This is a genomic window from Lysinibacillus parviboronicapiens (assembly GCF_003049605.2).
In the GTDB taxonomy this organism is placed as follows: domain Bacteria; phylum Bacillota; class Bacilli; order Bacillales_A; family Planococcaceae; genus Lysinibacillus; species Lysinibacillus parviboronicapiens.
This window is the reverse complement of sequence record NZ_CP073713.1, coordinates 1,267,808-1,287,875: the sequence shown is the minus strand read 5'-3', so window position 1 is coordinate 1,287,875 and position 20,068 is coordinate 1,267,808. Positions and strand designations below refer to the sequence as shown.

Annotated in this window: 18 protein-coding genes; all 18 read right to left on the bottom strand. The window is 39.0% G+C overall.

The window, feature by feature from the left end:
- Positions 1-27 precede the first annotated feature (27 nt).
- On the bottom strand, positions 28-1,146 hold the full coding sequence (locus tag C9J31_RS06030; protein WP_107947839.1) for a glycosyltransferase family 4 protein: 1,119 nt from the start codon (positions 1,144-1,146) through the stop codon (positions 28-30).
- Positions 1,147-1,240: 94 nt separating this feature from the next.
- The gene (locus C9J31_RS06025) at positions 1,241-1,996 is read right to left on the bottom strand and encodes a tyrosine-protein phosphatase (protein WP_338016320.1); all 756 of its coding nucleotides are present in this window, start codon (positions 1,994-1,996) and stop codon (positions 1,241-1,243) included.
- 38 nt (positions 1,997-2,034) lie between these two features.
- Positions 2,035-2,697 carry a CpsD/CapB family tyrosine-protein kinase gene (locus C9J31_RS06020; RefSeq protein WP_107923292.1) on the bottom strand — a complete coding sequence of 221 codons (663 nt, stop codon included), beginning with the start codon at positions 2,695-2,697 and terminating at the stop codon, positions 2,035-2,037.
- Positions 2,698-2,746: 49 nt separating this feature from the next.
- Positions 2,747-3,451 (bottom strand): YveK family protein, encoded by a 705-nt coding sequence (locus tag C9J31_RS06015; protein WP_107923022.1) that lies wholly within the window; start codon positions 3,449-3,451, stop codon positions 2,747-2,749.
- A 257-nt stretch (positions 3,452-3,708) separates the two neighbouring features.
- Positions 3,709-5,268, bottom strand: a complete 1,560-nt coding sequence (rny, locus tag C9J31_RS06010; RefSeq protein ID WP_107923023.1) for a ribonuclease Y — start codon at positions 5,266-5,268, stop codon at positions 3,709-3,711.
- A 780-nt stretch (positions 5,269-6,048) separates the two neighbouring features.
- Positions 6,049-7,116: a recombinase RecA gene (recA, locus tag C9J31_RS06005; protein ID WP_107947835.1), complete on the bottom strand. Its 1,068-nt coding sequence runs from the start codon at positions 7,114-7,116 to the stop codon at positions 6,049-6,051.
- A 161-nt stretch (positions 7,117-7,277) separates the two neighbouring features.
- Complete coding sequence (locus C9J31_RS06000; protein WP_107947833.1) at positions 7,278-8,537, bottom strand: competence/damage-inducible protein A; 1,260 nt, start codon at positions 8,535-8,537, stop codon at positions 7,278-7,280.
- Positions 8,538-8,554: 17 nt separating this feature from the next.
- Positions 8,555-9,133 (bottom strand): CDP-diacylglycerol--glycerol-3-phosphate 3-phosphatidyltransferase, encoded by a 579-nt coding sequence (gene pgsA / locus C9J31_RS05995; RefSeq protein WP_054767153.1) that lies wholly within the window; start codon positions 9,131-9,133, stop codon positions 8,555-8,557.
- Between the two features lie 47 nt (positions 9,134-9,180).
- Positions 9,181-10,074, bottom strand: a complete 894-nt coding sequence (locus tag C9J31_RS05990; RefSeq protein WP_107923026.1) for a helix-turn-helix domain-containing protein — start codon at positions 10,072-10,074, stop codon at positions 9,181-9,183.
- 25 nt (positions 10,075-10,099) lie between these two features.
- A complete protein-coding gene (locus C9J31_RS05985) occupies positions 10,100-10,888 on the bottom strand; it encodes a DUF3388 domain-containing protein (protein WP_107923293.1) in 789 nt (262 codons plus the stop codon).
- A gap of 226 nt (positions 10,889-11,114) precedes the next feature.
- The gene (locus C9J31_RS05980) at positions 11,115-11,372 is read right to left on the bottom strand and encodes a DUF3243 domain-containing protein (RefSeq protein WP_107923027.1); all 258 of its coding nucleotides are present in this window, start codon (positions 11,370-11,372) and stop codon (positions 11,115-11,117) included.
- 45 nt (positions 11,373-11,417) lie between these two features.
- The gene (ymfI, locus tag C9J31_RS05975; protein WP_107947831.1) at positions 11,418-12,146 is read right to left on the bottom strand and encodes an elongation factor P 5-aminopentanone reductase; all 729 of its coding nucleotides are present in this window, start codon (positions 12,144-12,146) and stop codon (positions 11,418-11,420) included.
- Positions 12,143-13,444 carry an EF-P 5-aminopentanol modification-associated protein YfmH gene (gene yfmH, locus C9J31_RS05970; protein ID WP_107947829.1) on the bottom strand — a complete coding sequence of 434 codons (1,302 nt, stop codon included), beginning with the start codon at positions 13,442-13,444 and terminating at the stop codon, positions 12,143-12,145. The genes ymfI and yfmH overlap by 4 nt, the downstream gene beginning before the upstream one ends.
- Entirely contained in the window at positions 13,441-14,712 is a 1,272-nt protein-coding gene (gene yfmF, locus C9J31_RS05965) for an EF-P 5-aminopentanol modification-associated protein YfmF (protein ID WP_107947828.1), read from the bottom strand. The genes yfmH and yfmF overlap by 4 nt, the downstream gene beginning before the upstream one ends.
- A 174-nt stretch (positions 14,713-14,886) precedes the next feature.
- The gene (locus C9J31_RS05960) at positions 14,887-15,846 is read right to left on the bottom strand and encodes an ABC transporter permease (protein WP_054767151.1); all 960 of its coding nucleotides are present in this window, start codon (positions 15,844-15,846) and stop codon (positions 14,887-14,889) included.
- Between the two features lies 1 nt (position 15,847).
- A complete protein-coding gene (locus C9J31_RS05955; protein ID WP_107923030.1) occupies positions 15,848-16,894 on the bottom strand; it encodes an ABC transporter permease in 1,047 nt (348 codons plus the stop codon).
- Positions 16,894-18,435, bottom strand: a complete 1,542-nt coding sequence (locus C9J31_RS05950) for an ABC transporter ATP-binding protein (RefSeq protein WP_107947826.1) — start codon at positions 18,433-18,435, stop codon at positions 16,894-16,896. The genes C9J31_RS05955 and C9J31_RS05950 overlap by 1 nt, the downstream gene beginning before the upstream one ends.
- Before the next feature lie 549 nt (positions 18,436-18,984).
- Positions 18,985-20,067 (bottom strand): BMP family lipoprotein, encoded by a 1,083-nt coding sequence (locus C9J31_RS05945; protein WP_107947824.1) that lies wholly within the window; start codon positions 20,065-20,067, stop codon positions 18,985-18,987.
- Position 20,068: the final 1 nt, after the last annotated feature.

The window sequence follows — 20,068 nt, the reverse complement described above, 5'->3', positions numbered from 1 at the left end:
TTCCTATCGCTGTTCCCCATAGACCTTTCATAAACTACTGTAAAGGTCCGTTAACCTCTTCTCCATTTGACTCCAACTATAACGTTCTTCATACAGTTCTTTCATTTTACGCGCAATTTCTGGCCATTCTTGTTTTCGCTTTACCAAGCTGTCAATGGCTTGTCGTAGACTCTCTCTATTAAAATCAATTAGTTCTCCTAGGTTGTTTTCAGCTACGACTTCAGACATACCTGTATTTTTTGCCATTATCAAGGGCTTACCAAGCATTAATGCCTCATAAAATTTATTTGGCGCAGCATAAAAATGATTAGTAAGTTTAGGATCGTAAATAGCTGTCATAATGTCGCAATTATTTTCTAACGCTAACGTCTTTTCATAAGGTAACTTACCGTAAAATACGATGTTATCATGCTCTTTGGCCATCTGCGCTAGTTCATCCGCAAATTCTCCAAACCCACCAATATGCAATTCGTAGTTTGGGGTATCCATCACTACTTCCACTAATTCCCTAATAAGCCTTTCCCTAGCCAGTATGCCTACATAAACTATTTTCACTTTGTCTGCATTCAACTTTAAGTCATGTTCTAGCTTTACATAATGCGGGGTATTATAAATAACTTCTAATTTTTTTGGTGATGATTTAGCAATCTGTTCCTTTCGTTTTTCTGTACAAATAATTACTGCATCCACGCTGTTCATTAGCATAATATCTATTTTTTCTACGATTTTCCCTAGAGTCTCTGGTCCGTTAAAAGGTGCTGTAACCGAATCGAACACATCGTAAATTACCTTTTTATGAAGTAATTTTCCGCATATTGTACCTACTAATGCCGTATCAAAATCACATGCATGGATAGTATCATACGTATTTTTATGTCGAAGCAGCCATTGCAATAGTTTTAGTTGAAATTTCAACAATGGAAAGAAATTTTTTTTAAAACCTCCCCCATATGTAGCCGGCACCCCAAATCTTGTTATATTAATGGTGTGTGTATGTTCTAGTAACTGCTCGTTCGCTCTATACTTGGCATCTCGATCCCACGCTAAAATTTGTACCCGCCAGTTATTGCTCACAAGGCTAAGCGCTTCCTTTTCAACCCTTGGATCTGGAGAAACAGGATTACTTCTCATTAAGACCACTCGCACCTATACAATCCCCTTACATGTTTAGTTACCTCTCTAACAAGTTCGTTTTTTTGATAAGTTTGTCTATCCTAATATCCGTACGAACTTTCTTCCTTCAAAAAAACTTCCACCATTTTTTTGTGAAAGTATCTTTTGGCTCATAACATAGCAATGGCTCGTTGTTGATGATTCTTGCATTATTTTCAAGGAAACAATCCACTGCATCGAATTCTTTGTGTTTTTCTAGAAATCTAAGCCCCTTGTCAAATAATAAGGGACGTGTTTTTAAGTTATGCACATCCGAACCATAACTATGAACAAGGTTCGAACGTACCAATTTCAAAGAAAGTTTTTGAATGGTCTTCCCAAACAAACCCGCTAAGCTTCCAGCGGTTATTTGGGCGAGTGCACCCTCGCGTATAAGTTGCTCTAAATGACCTGGATTTTGCGCAATAACACTATTTCGCTCTGGATGAGCAATGATGGGCGTGATACCTGCTGTTAATAAACCGTAGATGATATCTTTTGTATACTTCGGTATGTAATTAGACGGAAGCTCTAAAAGTAAATAACTTGAATGCGCTAATGTATGCAGTTGCTTTTTTTCACAAAGCTCTAAAATATTTCCTGACAAACGTACCTCATGGCCTGGGTAAAGTGTTAATGGCAAATTATGCTTATCGACTTCGTGCTGTAATTGTTTTATCTGTTCCTTCACCACCTCAAAACTGACATTATATAATGGATGTAAAACATGTGAGGTTGAAATCATCCCTGTAATCCCCTGTGCAACAGCTTGTTCACATATACTAAGTGTTTCTTCCAAATTATTTGGCCCATCATCAACATTAAATAGAATATGACTGTGCATATCAATCACTGTGTTTCACTTCCTATCTACCCTTAGAGCTACCTATAATATTCTTCGTAGTATTGGCTACGCGGCAATTTATAGTTATTTAAAACGACTCCTAAAATAGTCGCTTTTGAAGATTCAAGGCTCGCCTTTGCTTTGATAACGCTAGAATTTTCCACCGCACCACTATTCACAATCAACAGTGTGCCATCACATTTATTAGATAAAATTTGGGCATCCGTCACTGATAAAATCGGTGGTGCATCGAAAATTATGATATCAAACTCCTTTTTTAACTCTTCCATTACACTATCCAATGTTTTAGAAGCAAGTAACTCAGCTGGGTTCGGTGGTATTGGTCCACTCGTCAAAACAAAAAGATTAGGAATATCTGTACGATTGACGACTTCTAACATCGTCAATTGCCTTGTTAGTAAATTAGAAAGACCTCTAGCATTTTGCAATAAAAACGTATAATGCATAGTTGGTTTACGTAAATCTGCATCCACAATGACTATCTTTTTCCCTTCCTGCGCAAACACCACGCCTATATTAGCAACATTTGTTGACTTTCCTTCACCGGGTGTCGCAGAGGTCACTAAAATGGTTTTTATCTCTTTATCAGGCATTGAAAAAGTAATATTTGTGCGGATTGTTCGAAATTGTTCAGAGACAACCGAATTACTATTTGCAACTGTTACAAGCTTTCGAGCCATTTTTATACGCTTTTTCTTTTTCTTTTTCGCTTTTTTTTGTTGATACAAGCTACTCCCTCCTCGTTCTTCGATTATTGCCATCACTAATATGACTAATCAGTCCAATAATCGGTAGCCCGATTATTTCTTCAATATCTTGCTCTGTCTTTATCGTCGTATCCAGGCTCGCTACTACGATTGCAAAACCAGCACTCAAGATGAAGCCGATTAATGAAGCCGCCACAATATAGAGGGTTTTGTTTGGTGCAACTGGCTCAGGCTCTTCATCTAACTTTGCTACGGACAAAATATTAACATTATCGACTGTCATTAAAACTTGAATTTCCTCTTGAAAAACCTCTGCTACCGTATTAGCAATGTCGACAGCTAGGTCCGCCTGCTTATCTTCGACGTTAATATTCACGACTTGAGAGTTATTGGCACTGGTTACAGTAATTTGTTCCATTAATATTTCCGGCGACACATTCAAATCTAACTGATTGATGACTTTAGATAAAATAGCTGGACTTTTAATGATGATATTATACGTATTAATTAATCGTAAATCTGTCTCAACCTGTTGTACCCCTATATAGGGTTGGTCTATATTTTTTTGATTCACTAAAAGTTGTGTCTCTGCTTCATATATGGGCTGTAATATAAAATAACTAATAAAGGCTGTAACTAATGCCACAAAGAGCGTAAAGCTCATGATAAAAAGCACTTGTTTTCGTACTATTTTCATTACCTCTTGTAATGTAATGGTCTCTTTCACGTCCTTCACCCCTTGTCACAACATATGCCAGATAGACTATGTCACACTACAAAACTACTGTATGATTCTAAAATTTTATAAGGGTCGTTCAGCTAAGCTTTTATTTGCCAGTATATTGTTGCCGGCTTTTATTTATTCGAAGAATGGACACCTAGACTTTTGACAATTTAGTTGATGGTTTCTGTTATCTACTATGTACTGTTTACATACAAAGAGGCTTCCCTTGACCTAAGTCAAGAGAAGCCTCTAATTATTTATTATTTCGCATACTCCACAGCTCGTGTTTCACGAATCACTGTTACTTTAATATGTCCTGGATAATCAAGCTCGTCCTCAATTCGTTTACGAATATCGCGTGCTAGACGGTGTGACGCTAAATCGTCTATTTTTTCAGGTTGTACGATAATACGAATTTCACGACCTGCTTGGATAGCAAATGATTTTTCGACACCATCATAACTTTCCGAAATCTCTTCTAATTTTTCAAGTCTGCGGATATAGTTTTCAAGTGTCTCGCTACGAGCACCTGGGCGCGCCGCTGATAGTGCGTCAGCTGCAGCCACTAATACTGCAATAACAGAAGTTGCTTCTGTATCACCATGGTGAGAAGCGATACTGTTAATAACGACCGGATGTTCTTTGTATTTTTTGGCAAGCTCTACACCTATTTCGACGTGGCTGCCCTCTACTTCATGGTCAATCGCCTTACCAATATCATGTAATAAGCCTGCGCGACGAGCCAGTGCTACATCTTCACCAAGTTCAGCTGCAAGTAAACCAGCTAAATGTGCAACTTCTACTGAATGTTTTAGCACGTTTTGACCATAGCTTGTACGGTACTTCATGCGCCCTAAAATCTTCATTAAGTCTGGATGTAGATTATGAATGCCAATTTCAAATGTCGTTTGTTCCCCTGTTTCGCGGATTTGTTCATCCACCTCACGACGAGATTTTTCAACCATTTCTTCGATACGTGCAGGGTGTATACGCCCATCTTGTACTAGTTTTTCTAGTGCAAGTCGAGCCGTTTCACGACGAATTGGATCAAAACCAGATAAAATAACCGCTTCTGGTGTATCATCGATGATTAAATCTATGCCTGTCAACGTTTCTAGCGTACGGATATTACGGCCTTCGCGACCGATAATACGCCCTTTCATTTCATCATTTGGCAAAGTCACAACAGAGACTGTTGTTTCTGCTACGTGGTCAGCTGCAAAACGCTGCAGTGCCAGTGATAAAATCTCACGTGCTTTTTTATCAGATTCTTCTTTTGCACGCGTTTCAGATTCTTTCGTCATCACAGCAATATCAGTTGCGAGCTCTTTTTCTACCTCACCTAAGATGACAGCTTTTGCCTCATCTCTTGTTAATGCAGATATACGCTCTAACTCTGTTTTTTGCGCGACAACGAGCTCGTCCACTTTGCTTTCCATCTGTTCAATATGCTGTTGTCTTTCGGCAAGAGCTTGTTCTTTACGCTCTAAGCCAGCTTCTCTCTTATTCAGAGCATCATCCTTGCGATCAAGATTCTCTTCTCTTTGCAATAAACGGTTCTCTTGTTTTTGAAGTTCTAAACGACGATCACGAATGTCATTTTCGGCTTCAGTGCGAAATTTGTGAGTTTCATCTTTGGCTTCAAGTAGTGCTTCTTTCTTTAATGCCTCCGCTTCTCGTTTTCCTTCTTCAACGATTGTTTCAGCAACATGTTTAGCACCAGTGATTTTTGAGTCATTCACTTTTTTCATGTAGATATAGCTAACAGCGGCACCAACGATGAGTCCAAGCAAAGCGGAGATGATAGTAATTCCATCCATATGAACACCTCCTCTTGCTATTTGGGTAATACAGTTTCAAGTCGGCGCATACATCCATTTCGCCTTGGCTTAATTGCGTCCAGATTTTGAATTGTGCTCATGTGGTCTGCACGATGCAGATCAGTTAGTCGTTTTCGCAGGATGCGAAGATTTTAGACTAACATCCTTCTATTCATTCTTTTCAAAATCCGTGACATCCGCCGGAGGCTTTGGGCCAACATAATGTTGGTCACTCAGTCGTTGCCACAGGACGTGGCGTTCTTAGACTGAGTTCCTCTATTTCAGTAGGTGTTTGAACCCACTAAAAGGAACCACAACCGCATTCATCTCACCACCTTCTGAGGTGGGAGTCTTACGCTGAATGATGATAAAATGTACTGCCTATTTCAAAGTCATAATTCAGAAATTATACATATTTAATTGTATATCTAGCTTTTAGCTCTGTCAAGGATAGACGGTCACCTGTTCGCCCCGAACAAGAAAAAAAGTAAGCGATATCCATTAAGAGGATTTATTACCTGATACTTTTGTGCTAGTACTGCATCTAGTTATTATTTAATAAAATGGATTTACAGTTCAAAGGTTTCAATTTTCTATGTCCAAATGGCGTGTCATGAAACGTAACCACTTTATGCTAGTCATTAAACTTACTTTTATGACAAGGTAAAGAGAGAATAGCAAAAAAAATATCGCAAATTTCTACATATAATGACATATACATGAACTGTTAAGCAAAAAAAAACATCGTTCTCACTCTGTCGAGCAAGAACGATGTTTTTTTTATTTTTCGTCTTCAAGAAGAAGCATTAATTCTTCATCCATTTCCTCGTCTTCATCATGTGCCGCAATTGTATATGCGGATGAAGCAATACCGTAGGAAGCACGGATTTTATTGGCAATATCGTCTAAGACAGCAGGGTTTTCCTTCAAGTATTGTTTTGCATTTTCTCGGCCTTGTCCTAGACGCTCATCACCGTAGGCATACCAAGAGCCGCTTTTTTGCACGATATCTAACTCAACACCTAAATCGACTGTTTCGCCCTCTTTTGAAATCCCTTCACCATACATAATATCAACTTCCGCTGTACGGAATGGTGGAGCTACTTTGTTTTTCACAATTTTAATTTTCGTACGGTTACCCATAATGTCATTGCCTTGTTTAATAGCTTCTGCACGACGTACTTCTAAACGCACAGAGCTATAGAATTTAAGCGCACGTCCACCAGGTGTTGTTTCTGGATTCCCGAACATGACACCGATTTTTTCACGAATTTGGTTAATGAAAATGGCAATCGTTTTTGATTTGTTGATTGCACCAGAAAGCTTACGTAAAGCTTGAGACATTAAACGTGCTTGTAAACCAACGTGCGAATCACCCATATCTCCTTCGATTTCTGCTTTCGGAACTAATGCTGCTACTGAGTCAATAACAATGATATCGATAGCACCACTGCGCACTAATGCTTCTGCAATTTCAAGCGCTTGTTCTCCTGTATCTGGTTGCGATAATAATAACTCATCAATGTTAACGCCTAATTTTTGTGCATAGATTGGATCTAATGCATGCTCAGCATCGATAAATGCCGCTTGCCCACCCGTTGCTTGTACTTCTGCAATGGCATGTAAGGCAACTGTTGTTTTACCTGATGATTCCGGACCATATACTTCAACAATACGGCCACGAGGATAACCACCGACACCTAATGCCGCATCAAGTGCTAGCGAACCACTTGAAGATGTTGCAATTTCTAAATCTGTTTTTTCACCAAGCTTCATGATAGAACCTTTCCCAAAATTCTTTTCAATTTGCTTTAAAGCCTGTTCTAAGGCCGCTTTACGATCACTCATTGTTTTTCCTCCTTCGAAACTGTTCACTGTTTTTGTCTATCTCTACTATACTTGTTTTTGAGAAAACACGCAAGAAAAAAGCGAACATTTATTCGATTTTTCTCCAAAATAAAAATTTGGGTAAGTTTTCTCCACCCAAATTTCTATTTTCACGTTCTATTTTAATAACGTTTCATAAAGCCTCGTTCTTCCAATTGTTGCATTAAGTAATGACATGTAAACTTTACAGCACGCAAACGATTCGTGTTGCGCATACCCGATAAATGAAGTAAATATGTTATCGGCTCTTCATCCCCAATAGCAATGCCAATCCAAACCGTTCCTACTGGTTGGTGGTCATGTGCTGTAGGGCCAGCAGCACCAGTTAGGCCGATGCCAATATCTGTACCGAACTTTTCACGTACAGCACTAGCCATTGCCCCAGCGCATTCACTACTTACAATGCCATGTGAATCTAATATTTCTTGTGAGATACCAAGTTGCTTTACCTTCGCCTGTTCTGTATATGTGACAACACCACCAATGAGCGCTGTACCTACTCCTGGAATCTCAGCCAGTTCTGACTGAAATAAACCGGCTGTTAAGCTTTCAGCCGCTGAAATTGTTAATTGATTATCTAACAGCATTTCTACCGTTTTAGAGGCAAGTGAATCATCATCAATACCATATTGATAGTCTCCAACAATTGCCTGAATTTCAGCCACTTTCGCTGCAATCAATTGTCGGGCTTCCCCCTCAGTCTCTGCCTTCGCCGTTACACGCAATGTGACTTCACCGTCAGATGCAAGCGGGGCAACTGTTGGATTTGTCTGTGTATCTAGAATATCCTGCACACATACCTCTAGCTCTGCTTCTCCAATACCATAAAAGCGCATCACATGAGACACAATCACGCCACCATCATTGAGCATCGCACCAAGCTTTGGCTTTGCTTCAAATTGGAACATGGGTTCCAGCTCTTTAGGAGGACCAGGAAGTAGAATGTACGTACGTCCATCCTTCGTCAGTATCATGCCAGGGGCCATACCATGATGGTTTGCTAGCACTTCACTACCGGTTAATACCAGTGCCTGTTTACGGTTATTTTCCGTCATTGGCCGCCCTCGTTTTGCAAAAAACTGTTCGATATAGGTAAGAGCTACTTCATCAAATGCTAAATCGATACCTAAATGACGCGCGATTGTTTCCTTTGTTAAATCATCCTTCGTAGGACCAAGGCCGCCTGAGAAAATAATTAAATCTGCACGAGATTCTGCTACCGTGATTGCCTCTTCTAATCTTGTTGAATTGTCTCCAACAACAGTGTGATAAAACACGTTAATCCCTAGCTCCGATAACTGGCTTGAGATAAACTGCGCATTTGTATTTGTGATTTGTCCAAGCAATAACTCTGAGCCAACTGCAAGAATTTCTGCGTTCATGATTCACAAGACCTTTCTTATTTAGACTCCAGTAATACACGGCGATTTAGATAGAAATAATCCCATCCTGACCACAGTGTAAAGAACAATGCAATATATAACATGATTGTATCGAACGGGATACCGAAAAGTGTAAAGATCGTATTGTGTAGAAGTGCTGCAGCAATGGCCACAATTTGCGCCCAAGTTTTAATTTTACCAAGCTGATTCGCCGCTACGACCTCTCCGCCACCTGCTAAAATTAAACGCAGACCAGTTACCGCAAACTCACGGCTGATAATTATTATGATCAACCAAGCCGATGCCATATCAAGCTCTACCATTAATATAAACGCCGCTGATACAAGTAATTTGTCTGCTAACGGGTCTAAAAATTTCCCAAACGTTGTCACAAGATTGTACTTACGTGCATAATAACCATCTACCCAATCAGTCGTCGAAGCAAAGATAAAAATAAGCGCTCCCACAAAATGATGGACTGGCATCTCTGCCCCAAAAAGCGTCATTGTTCCCCAACCAAAATCAAACATCATAACAATAACAAAGAACGGAATAAGTAAGATACGAGAGATGGTAATTTTATTTGGAATGTTCATTTTTCTAACACCTTTCATGAAGAAAGAAAGTAGTCATCACAAGACGACTACTGTTCTTTATTGAAATTGATGACGATGTTTTGCGTTACGATTTGCTGCGCGTACGTTAAAAGTTCGTCATTAATATATACCTTAGCTTGTGATGAATTACCAAGACGGATACGAGCGTAGTTTTGTGCCGTTGCGTCAAATTCCACGACTTCACCTGCATTATACACACGTGTGTCTGACAGTAATTCTTGCTGCTGTTGGTCACGAATACCAATAAATGTAGGACCGGAAACCTCAATGCGTATTTTAAATGTATCTGAACCTGTCAATGTATAAGAAGTTGTCGCACCATCTGCTTCTACTGTACCCGCTGAAATCGTTTGCTTAACCTCTTCAACGTTATTTTCATCTGGTGTTTCTTCTTTTTCATCGTCTTTATTGGCATTCTCTTGTTCTTTTTTGTCTTTTTCCTCTTTATCTTTTTCACTATCAATTGGTTTTACTTTTTTATCGTACTCCATCTCTGGTGGTGTATCATCAATAACCGGTGTCCCTGCATTATTTTTTGATTGCCATAACACCCATATTGCAACAATAATTACAATAATAAATAACCCGACGATTATTTTCGGCATGGCCTCCATCATTTTATTAGATGGAACTTTTCTTCTACTTGGACTTTGTGTCATCGATTGGCTGACTTGATCGTTTTTCGTTCCTGGTAATTCACCCTTATAGGTTTCTAAAATTTCTTCTGCATTCAAACCAACAGCCTCAGCATACTGCTTAATAAAAGCACGCACATAAAACGAACCAGGCATAATCGAATAATTGCCCTCTTCAATACCTACTAAATAACGCTTTTGAATTTTCGTTATCTCTTGTAAATCGTCTAAGCTGTAGCCTTTAGACAGTCTCGCCTCTTTCAGTCGAGTCCCTAATTCTGCCACTCATAACACCTACTTTAATATCAAATTAAAAATTAAATCCTCCAAATGAATCGGATTCGGACATCATATGATTTTTTTCCATTATTTCATAAGTAATTTCTTCATCTGGATGATGACGTAGTTCAATGATATAATCAAAATCCTCTATCTTATATTCTGAATGCTGAACAAACATATCTGGATGCTCTACAACTTTGATGGATGGCATATTCATCATCTCACGCACTAGTTGCAAATGTCGCTCATCTGTTGAACGCCGTGTTACAATGCCGTCTAATATAAAAATATTATTGTCACTGAATTCATCGCCAGCTAACTTATTACGAACGGTTTGCTTAATCATTGTAGAAGATAAAAAAATCCATTTTTTATTGGCGCACACACTTGCCGCGACAATAGACTCTGTCTTACCAACACGAGGCATGCCACGTATTCCAATGAGTTTATGACCTTCCTTCTTAAATAACTCTGCCATAAAATCCACTAAAATACCAAGTTCATCTCGCACGAAGCGAAAGGTGTTTTTTTCATCTGCATCTCGAGGAATATAATGACCGTGCCTAATGGCTAAGCGATCACGGAGTTTAGGTTGTCGAAATTTAGTCACGTGGATATGTTCCATTGTCGAAACAATCGTACGAAAACGCTCAATCGCCTCATCATTGTCTGTATGTACTAGCATACCACGACGACCCTCATCGACACCATTTATTGATATAATATTGACACGAAGCATCCCTAAAAGTGAAGCAATATCTCCTAATAATCCAGGGCGATTCACCTGAATCTCATATTCAAAGTACCAATCGCTCAAACTCACTCGTTCCCTTCCTATTAGTTAACGTAAAAAATCTTTTATAAGTTCCATCATAGCTGATTTTTTATGTAATGGAAAGTTAGAATATATGGAATTACAGCGTTATTTTTAAAAACTGTCTATTTTTTTTTAGCGTATTGCAAATAGGCTTACATACGTTCCCTTTTCCTAACGAATATTACATTTTGATATAAAAAAAAGAGGAGATAAACTCTCCTCTTTCTTATTGTAAAGTTTTATTTTGAACAAGTTTTACGACACAATTCGCCAATGCCTGTTTCTCATCTTCAGAAGCAACGCCCCATAAATCCGACAGCACTCGCTCTTGTTCGTTTTTAGGATCGACATTTGTCGCCAAATAATCGCCGATTTGCATAGCTGCTTGTTGAATCATTTTTTTCGGCATACCACTTGATTCAGCCTGCATTACGTTTTGTCCTAAAAAAGATGTCCATTTTTGCCAGTTTTCTAAAATGGTCATAAGATTCCTCCTCCTTTACACAGGTAGTATGTGCAAAAAAAAATCTTATATGTACCAGCCACCATTTAATCTAAGTATTTGCCCTGTTACATAATCAGCCTTCCCTGAAAGATAAAAGCGTACCATTTCAGCTACATCAGTTGTTTTACCAACAGTACCAAGTGGAATTTCTTCTAAAATACTCTCTAGCTCTTCATCATTTAAATGACTGTTCATAGAAGTCTGGATAAAACCTGGAGCAATAGCATTCACACGAATATGCGACAATGCTACTTCTTGCGCATAGGACTTCACAAAAGCATGTTGAGCACCTTTTACCGTCGCATATAGTGTTTCCCCCGCTGAACCTGCCTCGCCCCATATCGAGCCGATAAAGAGCACATAGCTAATATCATGAGCCCGTAACTTTGATGATAGTAACGCTGTCAAGCGCATAGGGTTTTGCACATGGACACGCCATAATGCGTCCATGTCCTCTACTGTAGTATCTTCGAGCAGTGCATAGTGGGCTTGTCCACTCGCAAAAACGATCGCCTGCACACTAAAAATATGTGAGGCAATCGTTTGTGCTGCTGTAATTTTTGAAAAATCCCCCTGCACAAGCATAAATTCCTGCGTAGGAAAATTTTCCGAAAGCGCACAAAATAAAGTTTGTGCCGCTTCCTTATTATTCGAATAATGCACATAGAGTGACCAGCCGTCTTCTGCCAGAATCTGACAAATGGCACGACCAATCTCTCCTGAAGCACCTAGTACAAGCGCAAATTTCTTCACTGTTCGCCCTTCTCTGTTGGTAGAACTTTGAATACTGTTTGTTGCGACTCACCTTGTACCGTTGCAAATGCGGTAGTTAAGTCTTCAATCGTTAATTCTTCTAGCACTGGTAACACGTCAAATAGATTCATGTCGTTGAACGAGTAACGTGTGAATTGATTGGCAATAAATTCAATAGAATTTAGCGCTCGTAAGAAGAATCCGATTTTTTTACGTTTAATGCGTTCTAAATCGTTGCTTGCAAATTGTGCATTTCCCTCATACTTCGCTAATTCCGCTTTAATTGCCTGTTCTAATGCCACTGGTTCTGTTGTATCAGACCCAATCATAGCAAAACCAAAGCCATTTTCTAATGTAAAGTCAAATGCATACGACTCATCAATAAGCCCTTCATCATAAATACGCTCATAAAAATTAGATGTACGTCCGAAAATAAGTTCTAAAGCAATTTGTACTGAAAGCTCATGTTTTAACATGTCGCGACCAGAAAGCCCCGTCTGTTTTGCCTTTAAGCCAATATATAATTTTGGTTTTTGAACATCCATATGCAATGTACGTTCTTTCACGGCAACCTCTGTCGGTTCTTCGTCAAAGAAACGCTGAATTGGCGTCGGCTCAGGGAATTCTTTTTTGCCTTGGTTTTCGCGAATGAATGCCATCATTTCTTCTGGATCAACTGCACCTATGGCAAATAACAGCATGTTTGAAGGATGGTAAAAAGTATGATAACACGTATATAAATGGTCTGCGGTAATACCATCAATCGAATCAATTGTACCGGCAATGTCAATTTTCACAGGGTGACTGTGATACATGTTTTCTATTGTACCGAAATATAATCGCCAATCTGGCTGATCATCATACATCGTGATTTCCTGACCAATAATACCTTTTTCCTTATTGACCGTTGCTTCTGTAAAGTATGGCTCTTGCACAAAATTTAATAACGTTTCTGTACTTTTATAAATATTATCTGTGGAAGAAAATAAATACGCAGTTCGTGTAAAGGATGTAAAGGCATTTGCTGAAGCGCCATATTCACTAAATTTTTGGAAGACATCACCGTCTTCTTTCTCGAACATTTTGTGCTCTAAAAAGTGTGCAATGCCATCCGGCACAGTAACACTTTCTGTTTCACCAATTGGCACAAATGTACGGTCAACAGAACCGTATTTTGTCGTGAACGTCACGAATGTTTTTGAGAAGCCCTTTTTAGGCAAAATATAAACGTCTAAACCATTTTCTAGCTTTTCATAGTAAAGTGTTTCATCTAATTGTTTAAATTCAATTGTTTTCATTGGGCGGCTTGCTCCTTTCCACATAAGAAATAGACCGCTTCTAGCTGCACTTGTTTTGCCATTTCAATAACATCGTCCTTCGTAACAGCCTTCCATTTATTTGCCCAGGTTTCAACAGAAAATTCCTCGGGTAAATCTTTATATTGGTCATAAATTTCAATTTGTCCTCGCGCAGAATCAAGGGATTCTTTTAGCTGATTTGTCAGCATTGCCTTTGTTTGTTCCAGCTCTAAAGCTGAAATATCGCCTGCTTGCATGACAGCGAGCTGCTCTTTTATAAGTGATAAGGCCTTTTCTTCATTTTTAGCTTCAATCCCTGACACAACAAATAGCAAACCATAATGCGACGCGTACGAACTAGATGCATAGTACGCTAAACTTTCTTTTTCACGCACATTCATAAATAATTTAGCATGTGGATAACCACCGAACACACCATTAAAAATTTGCATTTTTGCAAAGTCTGCATCACCAAATCGTACAGGTGTACTGAAACCAATATGCAGCTTTCCTTGTTTCATGTCATGTTGCTCACGTACATAATCTTGTTGTGGATGTTTTTGCGGCAGTATAGCGGGAATTTCATCAGGTGTACGATCTTTAAATGGTAGAGCCTGCTTTAGTTTCGCAACGATTTCATCTTCATCAATATCGCCTGCCACATAGATGTCAATTTTATCGTTGGCTAGCATTGATTCATAAGCAGCAAATAATGATGCCACTGTAATGTTGTCGATTGCTTCTACTGTACCATTGGCAGAAATAGAAGCAGGCTCGTTTGGACGTAACATTTGTTGAAGGCGCTGTTGTGCAAAACGCGATTTGTCATCAAAGATGGATTCAATTCGTTGAATGACCATTTTCTTCTCTCGTGCTACAATGGATTCTTTAAATACGCCGTTTTCTAAATTCGGCTCGAATATTGCCGTGTGCAGTAATCCAAGCACTTCATTTAAAACACTCGTATTAGCCAAATACTGATCATTCACGGCTTCTACATTCATTAATACCGTATGCTCGTTACCACGCTTAGACGTGTCAAAATACAACACAGTCCCATATAAGTCATCTAAAAAGCTACGAAATGCGGCTGTTGTTGTATATTTTGCATTGCTGTGCTGCAATACATTTGTTAACACCGTACGTTCTGATGCACTTTCGGCCGTTAAAGGTCTTCTCCATTTAATTGAAAAATTTACGGTTTTAAATTGGGTCGTTTGTCGGATATGCAAATTGACACCTTTTGCAAAAGGTATTGTTTTAAACATATGAAACCCTCCTATCTTTCTTAATATAACAATGTACTACAAATACTATACATGTCTATTGTCTATAATTGCAAAAAGAATCCAAAGTATGTATATGAAAAGTGCAAAAAATTATTGCGTAACAAATAGAATAAGGAAAAAGACTGAGCTTTTGATCGCCCAGTCTTATATTTTTTAGCGTTTACCTTTAATGTAAGGCTGTCCACTCGCTTTTGGTGCATTTGCTTTTCCAATAAATCCTGCTAACGCCAGAATTGTTAAGACGTAAGGGAGAATTTGTAGGAAGACAGCTGGAACTTCTTGCACGTATGGAATTTGACCACCTGCAATACTTAGTGTTTGCGCTAAACCAAAGAATAACGCTGCACCAAGAGCTCCAATTGGATGCCATTTCCCGAAAATCATTGCCGCAAGTGCCATGAAACCTTGACCTGCAATCGTTGCATGTGAGAAATCATGTGTAATTGTTTGTGCATAAACCGCACCACCAAGACCACCTAGTGCACCTGAAATAACAACTGCGATATAACGCATTTTATTGACTTTTACGCCCATTGTATCCGCAGCCATTGGATGTTCACCAACCGCACGAAGACGTAAACCAAACGGTGTTTTATAAATGATAAACCATGCGCCGATTGCCACAGCAAAAGCTAAAATCGATGAACTATAGACATCTCGGAACAATAATGGCCCAAAGAAAGGAATATCCTGTAAATAAGGAATACTAAAACGACTTATTGGTTGGCTAATCATGTCTGTTTGGCCTTTATCATAAATCAGTTTTACTAAAAATACCGATACGGCTAACCCTAATAAGTTAATGGCTACCCCTGATACTGTTTGATCGGCACGGAATGAGATTGATGCCACAGCATGTAAAAGTGAGAAAATTCCCCCGACGATTATAGCCGCAAGCATAGCTACCCAAATTGTCGCAGACCCAAATGTAGCTGCAAACTCTAAGTTCACATAAATCCCAACAAATGCACCAATAATCATTAAACCTTCTAGCCCGATGTTAACAACACCTGAACGTTCAGAGAATACTCCACCAATTGCTGTGAAAATTAACGGCGTTGCATAAAGAATCGCAGAAGGGATGATGAAGTATAACATTTCTAAAAAGCTCATGTTATTGTCCCTCCTTTTTCTTTTTTAACTTTTGTAAACCGACGCGAATAATATAACCGGATGCTACAAAGAAGATGATCAATGCAATAATAATTGAGACGATTTCCTCTGGAATACCTGCAGCGTTTGGCATGTTGAGTGCTCCGTATTTAAGCGAACCGAATAATGATGCACCAAACACAACCCCAAGCGGCGTGTTTGCACCAAGTAAGGCAACGGCGATACCATCGAAACCAATACCTGTGAAGCCAGCTTTAATCGAAGCATTTTGGAATGTCCCTAATGCTTCCATTGCACCACCAAGACCTGCAAACATACCTGAAATTGTCATCGCTAAAATAATGTTTTTATTAACACTCATACCTGAGTATTCAGCAGCATGCTGATTAAGCCCCACTGCTTTAAGTTCATAACCTCGTGTTGTTTTTTCCAAGATGAACCACATAACAACTACCATTATTATTGCAACAATGATCCCATAGTGAAGACTTGAGTTGTCTGTAAGCTCTCTTAAAAACGGAGAACGTAAAGAAGCTGTTTCATGAATACGTTCTGTTTTAAAGCTACCATCGGACAATTTTTTAATAACAGCGTTGGCAATATAAAGGGCTGTGTAGTTTAACATAATTGTCGCAATTACTTCATGGACTTTAAATTTCGCTTTTAAGAAACCTGCAATAAAGGCCCAAAATGCTCCTGCTGCTGCTGCGGCAAGTAACGCTAAAGGTAAGTGAATAATTTTAGGTAGCTCAAATGCATAGCCTACCCAGGCAGCTGCTAGCCAACCTAAAATAAGCTGTCCTTCAACCCCGATATTGAATAGTCCTGTACGGAAGGCAAAAGCTACTGCAAGACCTGCCAATAAATACGGTGTAATCTGACGGATAGTGTTCCCGATTGAATATGAATCTCCAAATATACCTGTCCAAAGTGCAATATAACCTTGTACTGGGTCATAGCCGCTGACTACCATCACAATAGCCCCAACAATTAAACCGATAATAATAGAGATGATAGGAACGAGTATATTAATGACACGATTTGACATTAGTCGTTCCCCTCCTTACTCGTGCTCTTTTTACTGCTTTGTCCTGCCATTAATAGACCAAGTTCTTGCTCTGTTGTTTCTTTTGGATTTAGCTCGTCCACAATTTGACCATCATAGATAACTGCAATACGGTCAGATACATTCATCACTTCATCTAATTCGAAAGAGATTAAAAGAACTGCTTTTCCTTTATCGCGTTGCTCGATTAGACGTGAGTGAATAAATTCAATAGCCCCAACGTCAAGTCCACGTGTTGGTAATGCAGCAATCAATAAATCTGGGTTACGGTCAATCTCACGACCAATAATGGCCTTTTGCTGGTTACCACCTGAGAGCGCGCGGGCTGGGGTCATTTCACCATTCCCTGTACGTACATCGTATTCTTTAATGATGTGACGTGCTTTCTCAGATACTTTCTTGTAATCCATTACTAACCCTTTAGCGATTGGTGATTGGTAATAAGTTTGGAGTGCAATATTATGACCAATAGGGAAATCTAGTACTAAACCATGTTTATGACGGTCTTGTGGAATATGACCCACACCCTCTTCAGTAATTTTACGAGGTTTCATGTTTGTCACATCTTTGCCATTCAGTTTAACGGTACCATTTTTCACCTTACGTAAGCCGGTAATTGCCTCGATTAACTCTGACTGACCGTTGCCGTCGATACCTGCGATCCCTACGATTTCACCTTTACGAACTGTTAAGTTTAAACCTTTTACTTTATCGATATTTCGATAGTCTGTAACGACTAAATTTTCAATCGACAGTACTTCCTCAGTTGGATGTGCATCCGTTTTTTCCGTTTTAAACTCTACTTGGCGACCAACCATTAATTCTGCTAATTGATTTGGGTTTGTTTCAGCCGTAACAACTGTGCCAATCCCTTCGCCTTTACGGATAATCGTCACGCGGTCAGAAACTTCCATAATTTCTTTTAGCTTATGTGTAATTAAAATAATCGATTTTCCCTCAGCGATTAAGCGACGCATAATTTGAATAAGTTCTGTAATTTCTTGCGGCGTTAATGATGCAGTAGGTTCATCAAAAATTAAAATTTCTGCACCACGATATAAGGTTTTTAAAATCTCAACACGTTGCTGCATCCCAACAGTAATGTCTTCGATTTTTGCATATGGATCTACATCAAGGCCATATTTCTCAGAAAGCGCTTGCACTTTCTTCGCAGCATCCTTAATATTAACAATCCCTAGTTTAGTAGGTTCATTACCTAAAATAATATTTTCTGTCACTGTAAAATTTTCCACCAACATAAAGTGCTGATGCACCATGCCAATTCCTAAGTCATTAGCAACATTCGGGTTTGTAATTTTTACAGCATTCCCACGAACACGAATTTCGCCTCCTTCTGGTTGATACAAACCAAAAAGGACGTTCATTAAAGTCGATTTCCCGGCACCATTTTCACCTAGTAACGCATGGATTTCGCCTTTTTCTAGTTGGAGGGTGATATTATTATTTGCTACGAAATCACCAAATTCTTTACGGATTCCAAGCATTTCAATCACATATTCCAATATAGTCACTCCCTTATTAGGCACTTTTGTAATATAAAATTCGCCTTGGCATATTTGAGTCCAAATTTTGAATTGTGATTAGGCCTGCACAAGGCAGGTCAGTTCACCTGTAGCGCATGAACGCTAAGCTATTAGGCTACTTCCCTTTTGTCATTTTTTCAAAATCTGTGCCACCCGCCAGAGGCTTATCTTCGTTCAGCGGGGTTTCAATACCCAAAGAACAAAAAATCCACTCGCATGCATCTCTCACCTAGGTAGGCGCCTGCTATAACTGACTGACGCTACACTTTCGGTACATAAAATATCTGCTGAATGAAGATAAATTAATACAGGAAAGGTCATCGTTAGAAACCTTTCTTCTATTAACTTGCTACCATCATTATCTTAAGCTTACGATAATCTCATATAAAAATTCTACCCCTATTTGGGAAATCATGTAGAAATATAAATTTATCCATATAGAATATTAAAAATAGTCGAAATATAACGATAGATTGAAAAATCATCATAAGGGCCTTCAAAAAGCCCTTATGATGATTAAGAGATGAATTATTTTTCCACTTTTTCTGGAACTACGATTTCACCGCTAGCAATTTTTTCTTTATATTCGTCAATAACTGCTTGTACATCTTCTGGAATAGCACCACGAGAGTCAGCAAGTTTCACACCGTCTTCAGCTAAACCGTAAGTAAGCGTTGTGCCACCTGGGAAGTCACCGTTTTTCGCTTTATTTGAAATATCTACTACTGCTGCATTAACACCTTTTAACATGGAAGTTAAAGTAACGTTTGTTTTGTCGTCAATTTTACCTTCTTCGTATTGGTCAGCATCTACACCGATTACCCATACGTTTGCGTTAGGTTCTTTGGCTTTACGTTCTTTTGCCTCAGAGAATACACCATTACCAGTTGCACCAGCAGCGTGGAAAATAATATCTACGCCTGAAGAATACATGCTGTTGGCAGTAATTTTACCTAAGTCTGCTTTATCGAATGCGCCTGTATATTTTACCTGAATTTCAATATCTGGGTTAACAGCTTTAGCCCCTTCAACGAAACCAGCATGGAAACGATTGATAACTGGAATATCTACGCCACCAACAAAGCCAATTTTACCTGACTTAGACATTTTCGCTGCAGCAACACCAGCTAAAAACGCACCCTCTTGCTCTTTGAAAAGAACATTTACTACATTGTCTGCTTCTACTTCAGCATCGATTAATGCGAAATGATTGTCTGGGTTTTCTGAAGCAATGGCTTCAATTGCATCAGCCATCATGAAGCCGATACCGAATACTAAGTTAAAGTCACGACGTAATAATAGGTTTAAATTTGTATCATAGTCTGCGTCTGTTTTTGATTGTAAATAGTCGAAACCACCATCACCTTTTGATAGGCCGTGTTCTTTACCGTAAGCTTGAACACCTTCCCATGCAGATTGGTTGAATGATTTATCATCAACGCCACCTACGTCAGTAACCATTGCAATTGAGAACGCTTCTTCTGTATTTTTATCTCCTGTTGAAGCATTGTCATTTTCTTTGTCTTTGTCGTCTTTTGCACCACATGCACCTAGAATTGCACTTGCAGCTAATACTGAAGATAATACTAAACCAAATTTACGTTTTTTCATT

What these genes read in the sequence shown, in the direction of transcription:
- C9J31_RS06025 (WP_338016320.1), bottom strand. Translation starts at nt 1,996, where the DNA reads ATGCACAGTCATATTCTATTTAATGTTGATGATGGGCCAAATAATTTG.
- C9J31_RS06020 (WP_107923292.1), bottom strand. Translation starts at nt 2,697, where the DNA reads ATGGCTCGAAAGCTTGTAACAGTTGCAAATAGTAATTCGGTTGTCTCT.
- rny (WP_107923023.1), bottom strand. Translation starts at nt 5,268, where the DNA reads ATGGATGGAATTACTATCATCTCCGCTTTGCTTGGACTCATCGTTGGT.
- recA (WP_107947835.1), bottom strand. Translation starts at nt 7,116, where the DNA reads ATGAGTGATCGTAAAGCGGCCTTAGAACAGGCTTTAAAGCAAATTGAA.
- C9J31_RS06000 (WP_107947833.1), bottom strand. Translation starts at nt 8,537, where the DNA reads ATGAACGCAGAAATTCTTGCAGTTGGCTCAGAGTTATTGCTTGGACAA.
- pgsA (WP_054767153.1), bottom strand. Translation starts at nt 9,133, where the DNA reads ATGAACATTCCAAATAAAATTACCATCTCTCGTATCTTACTTATTCCG.
- C9J31_RS05980 (WP_107923027.1), bottom strand. Translation starts at nt 11,372, where the DNA reads ATGACCATTTTAGAAAACTGGCAAAAATGGACATCTTTTTTAGGACAA.
- yfmH (WP_107947829.1), bottom strand. Translation starts at nt 13,444, where the DNA reads ATGAAAACAATTGAATTTAAACAATTAGATGAAACACTTTACTATGAA.
- yfmF (WP_107947828.1), bottom strand. Translation starts at nt 14,712, where the DNA reads ATGTTTAAAACAATACCTTTTGCAAAAGGTGTCAATTTGCATATCCGA.
- C9J31_RS05960 (WP_054767151.1), bottom strand. Translation starts at nt 15,846, where the DNA reads ATGAGCTTTTTAGAAATGTTATACTTCATCATCCCTTCTGCGATTCTT.
- C9J31_RS05955 (WP_107923030.1), bottom strand. Translation starts at nt 16,894, where the DNA reads ATGTCAAATCGTGTCATTAATATACTCGTTCCTATCATCTCTATTATT.
- C9J31_RS05945 (WP_107947824.1), bottom strand. Translation starts at nt 20,067, where the DNA reads ATGAAAAAACGTAAATTTGGTTTAGTATTATCTTCAGTATTAGCTGCA.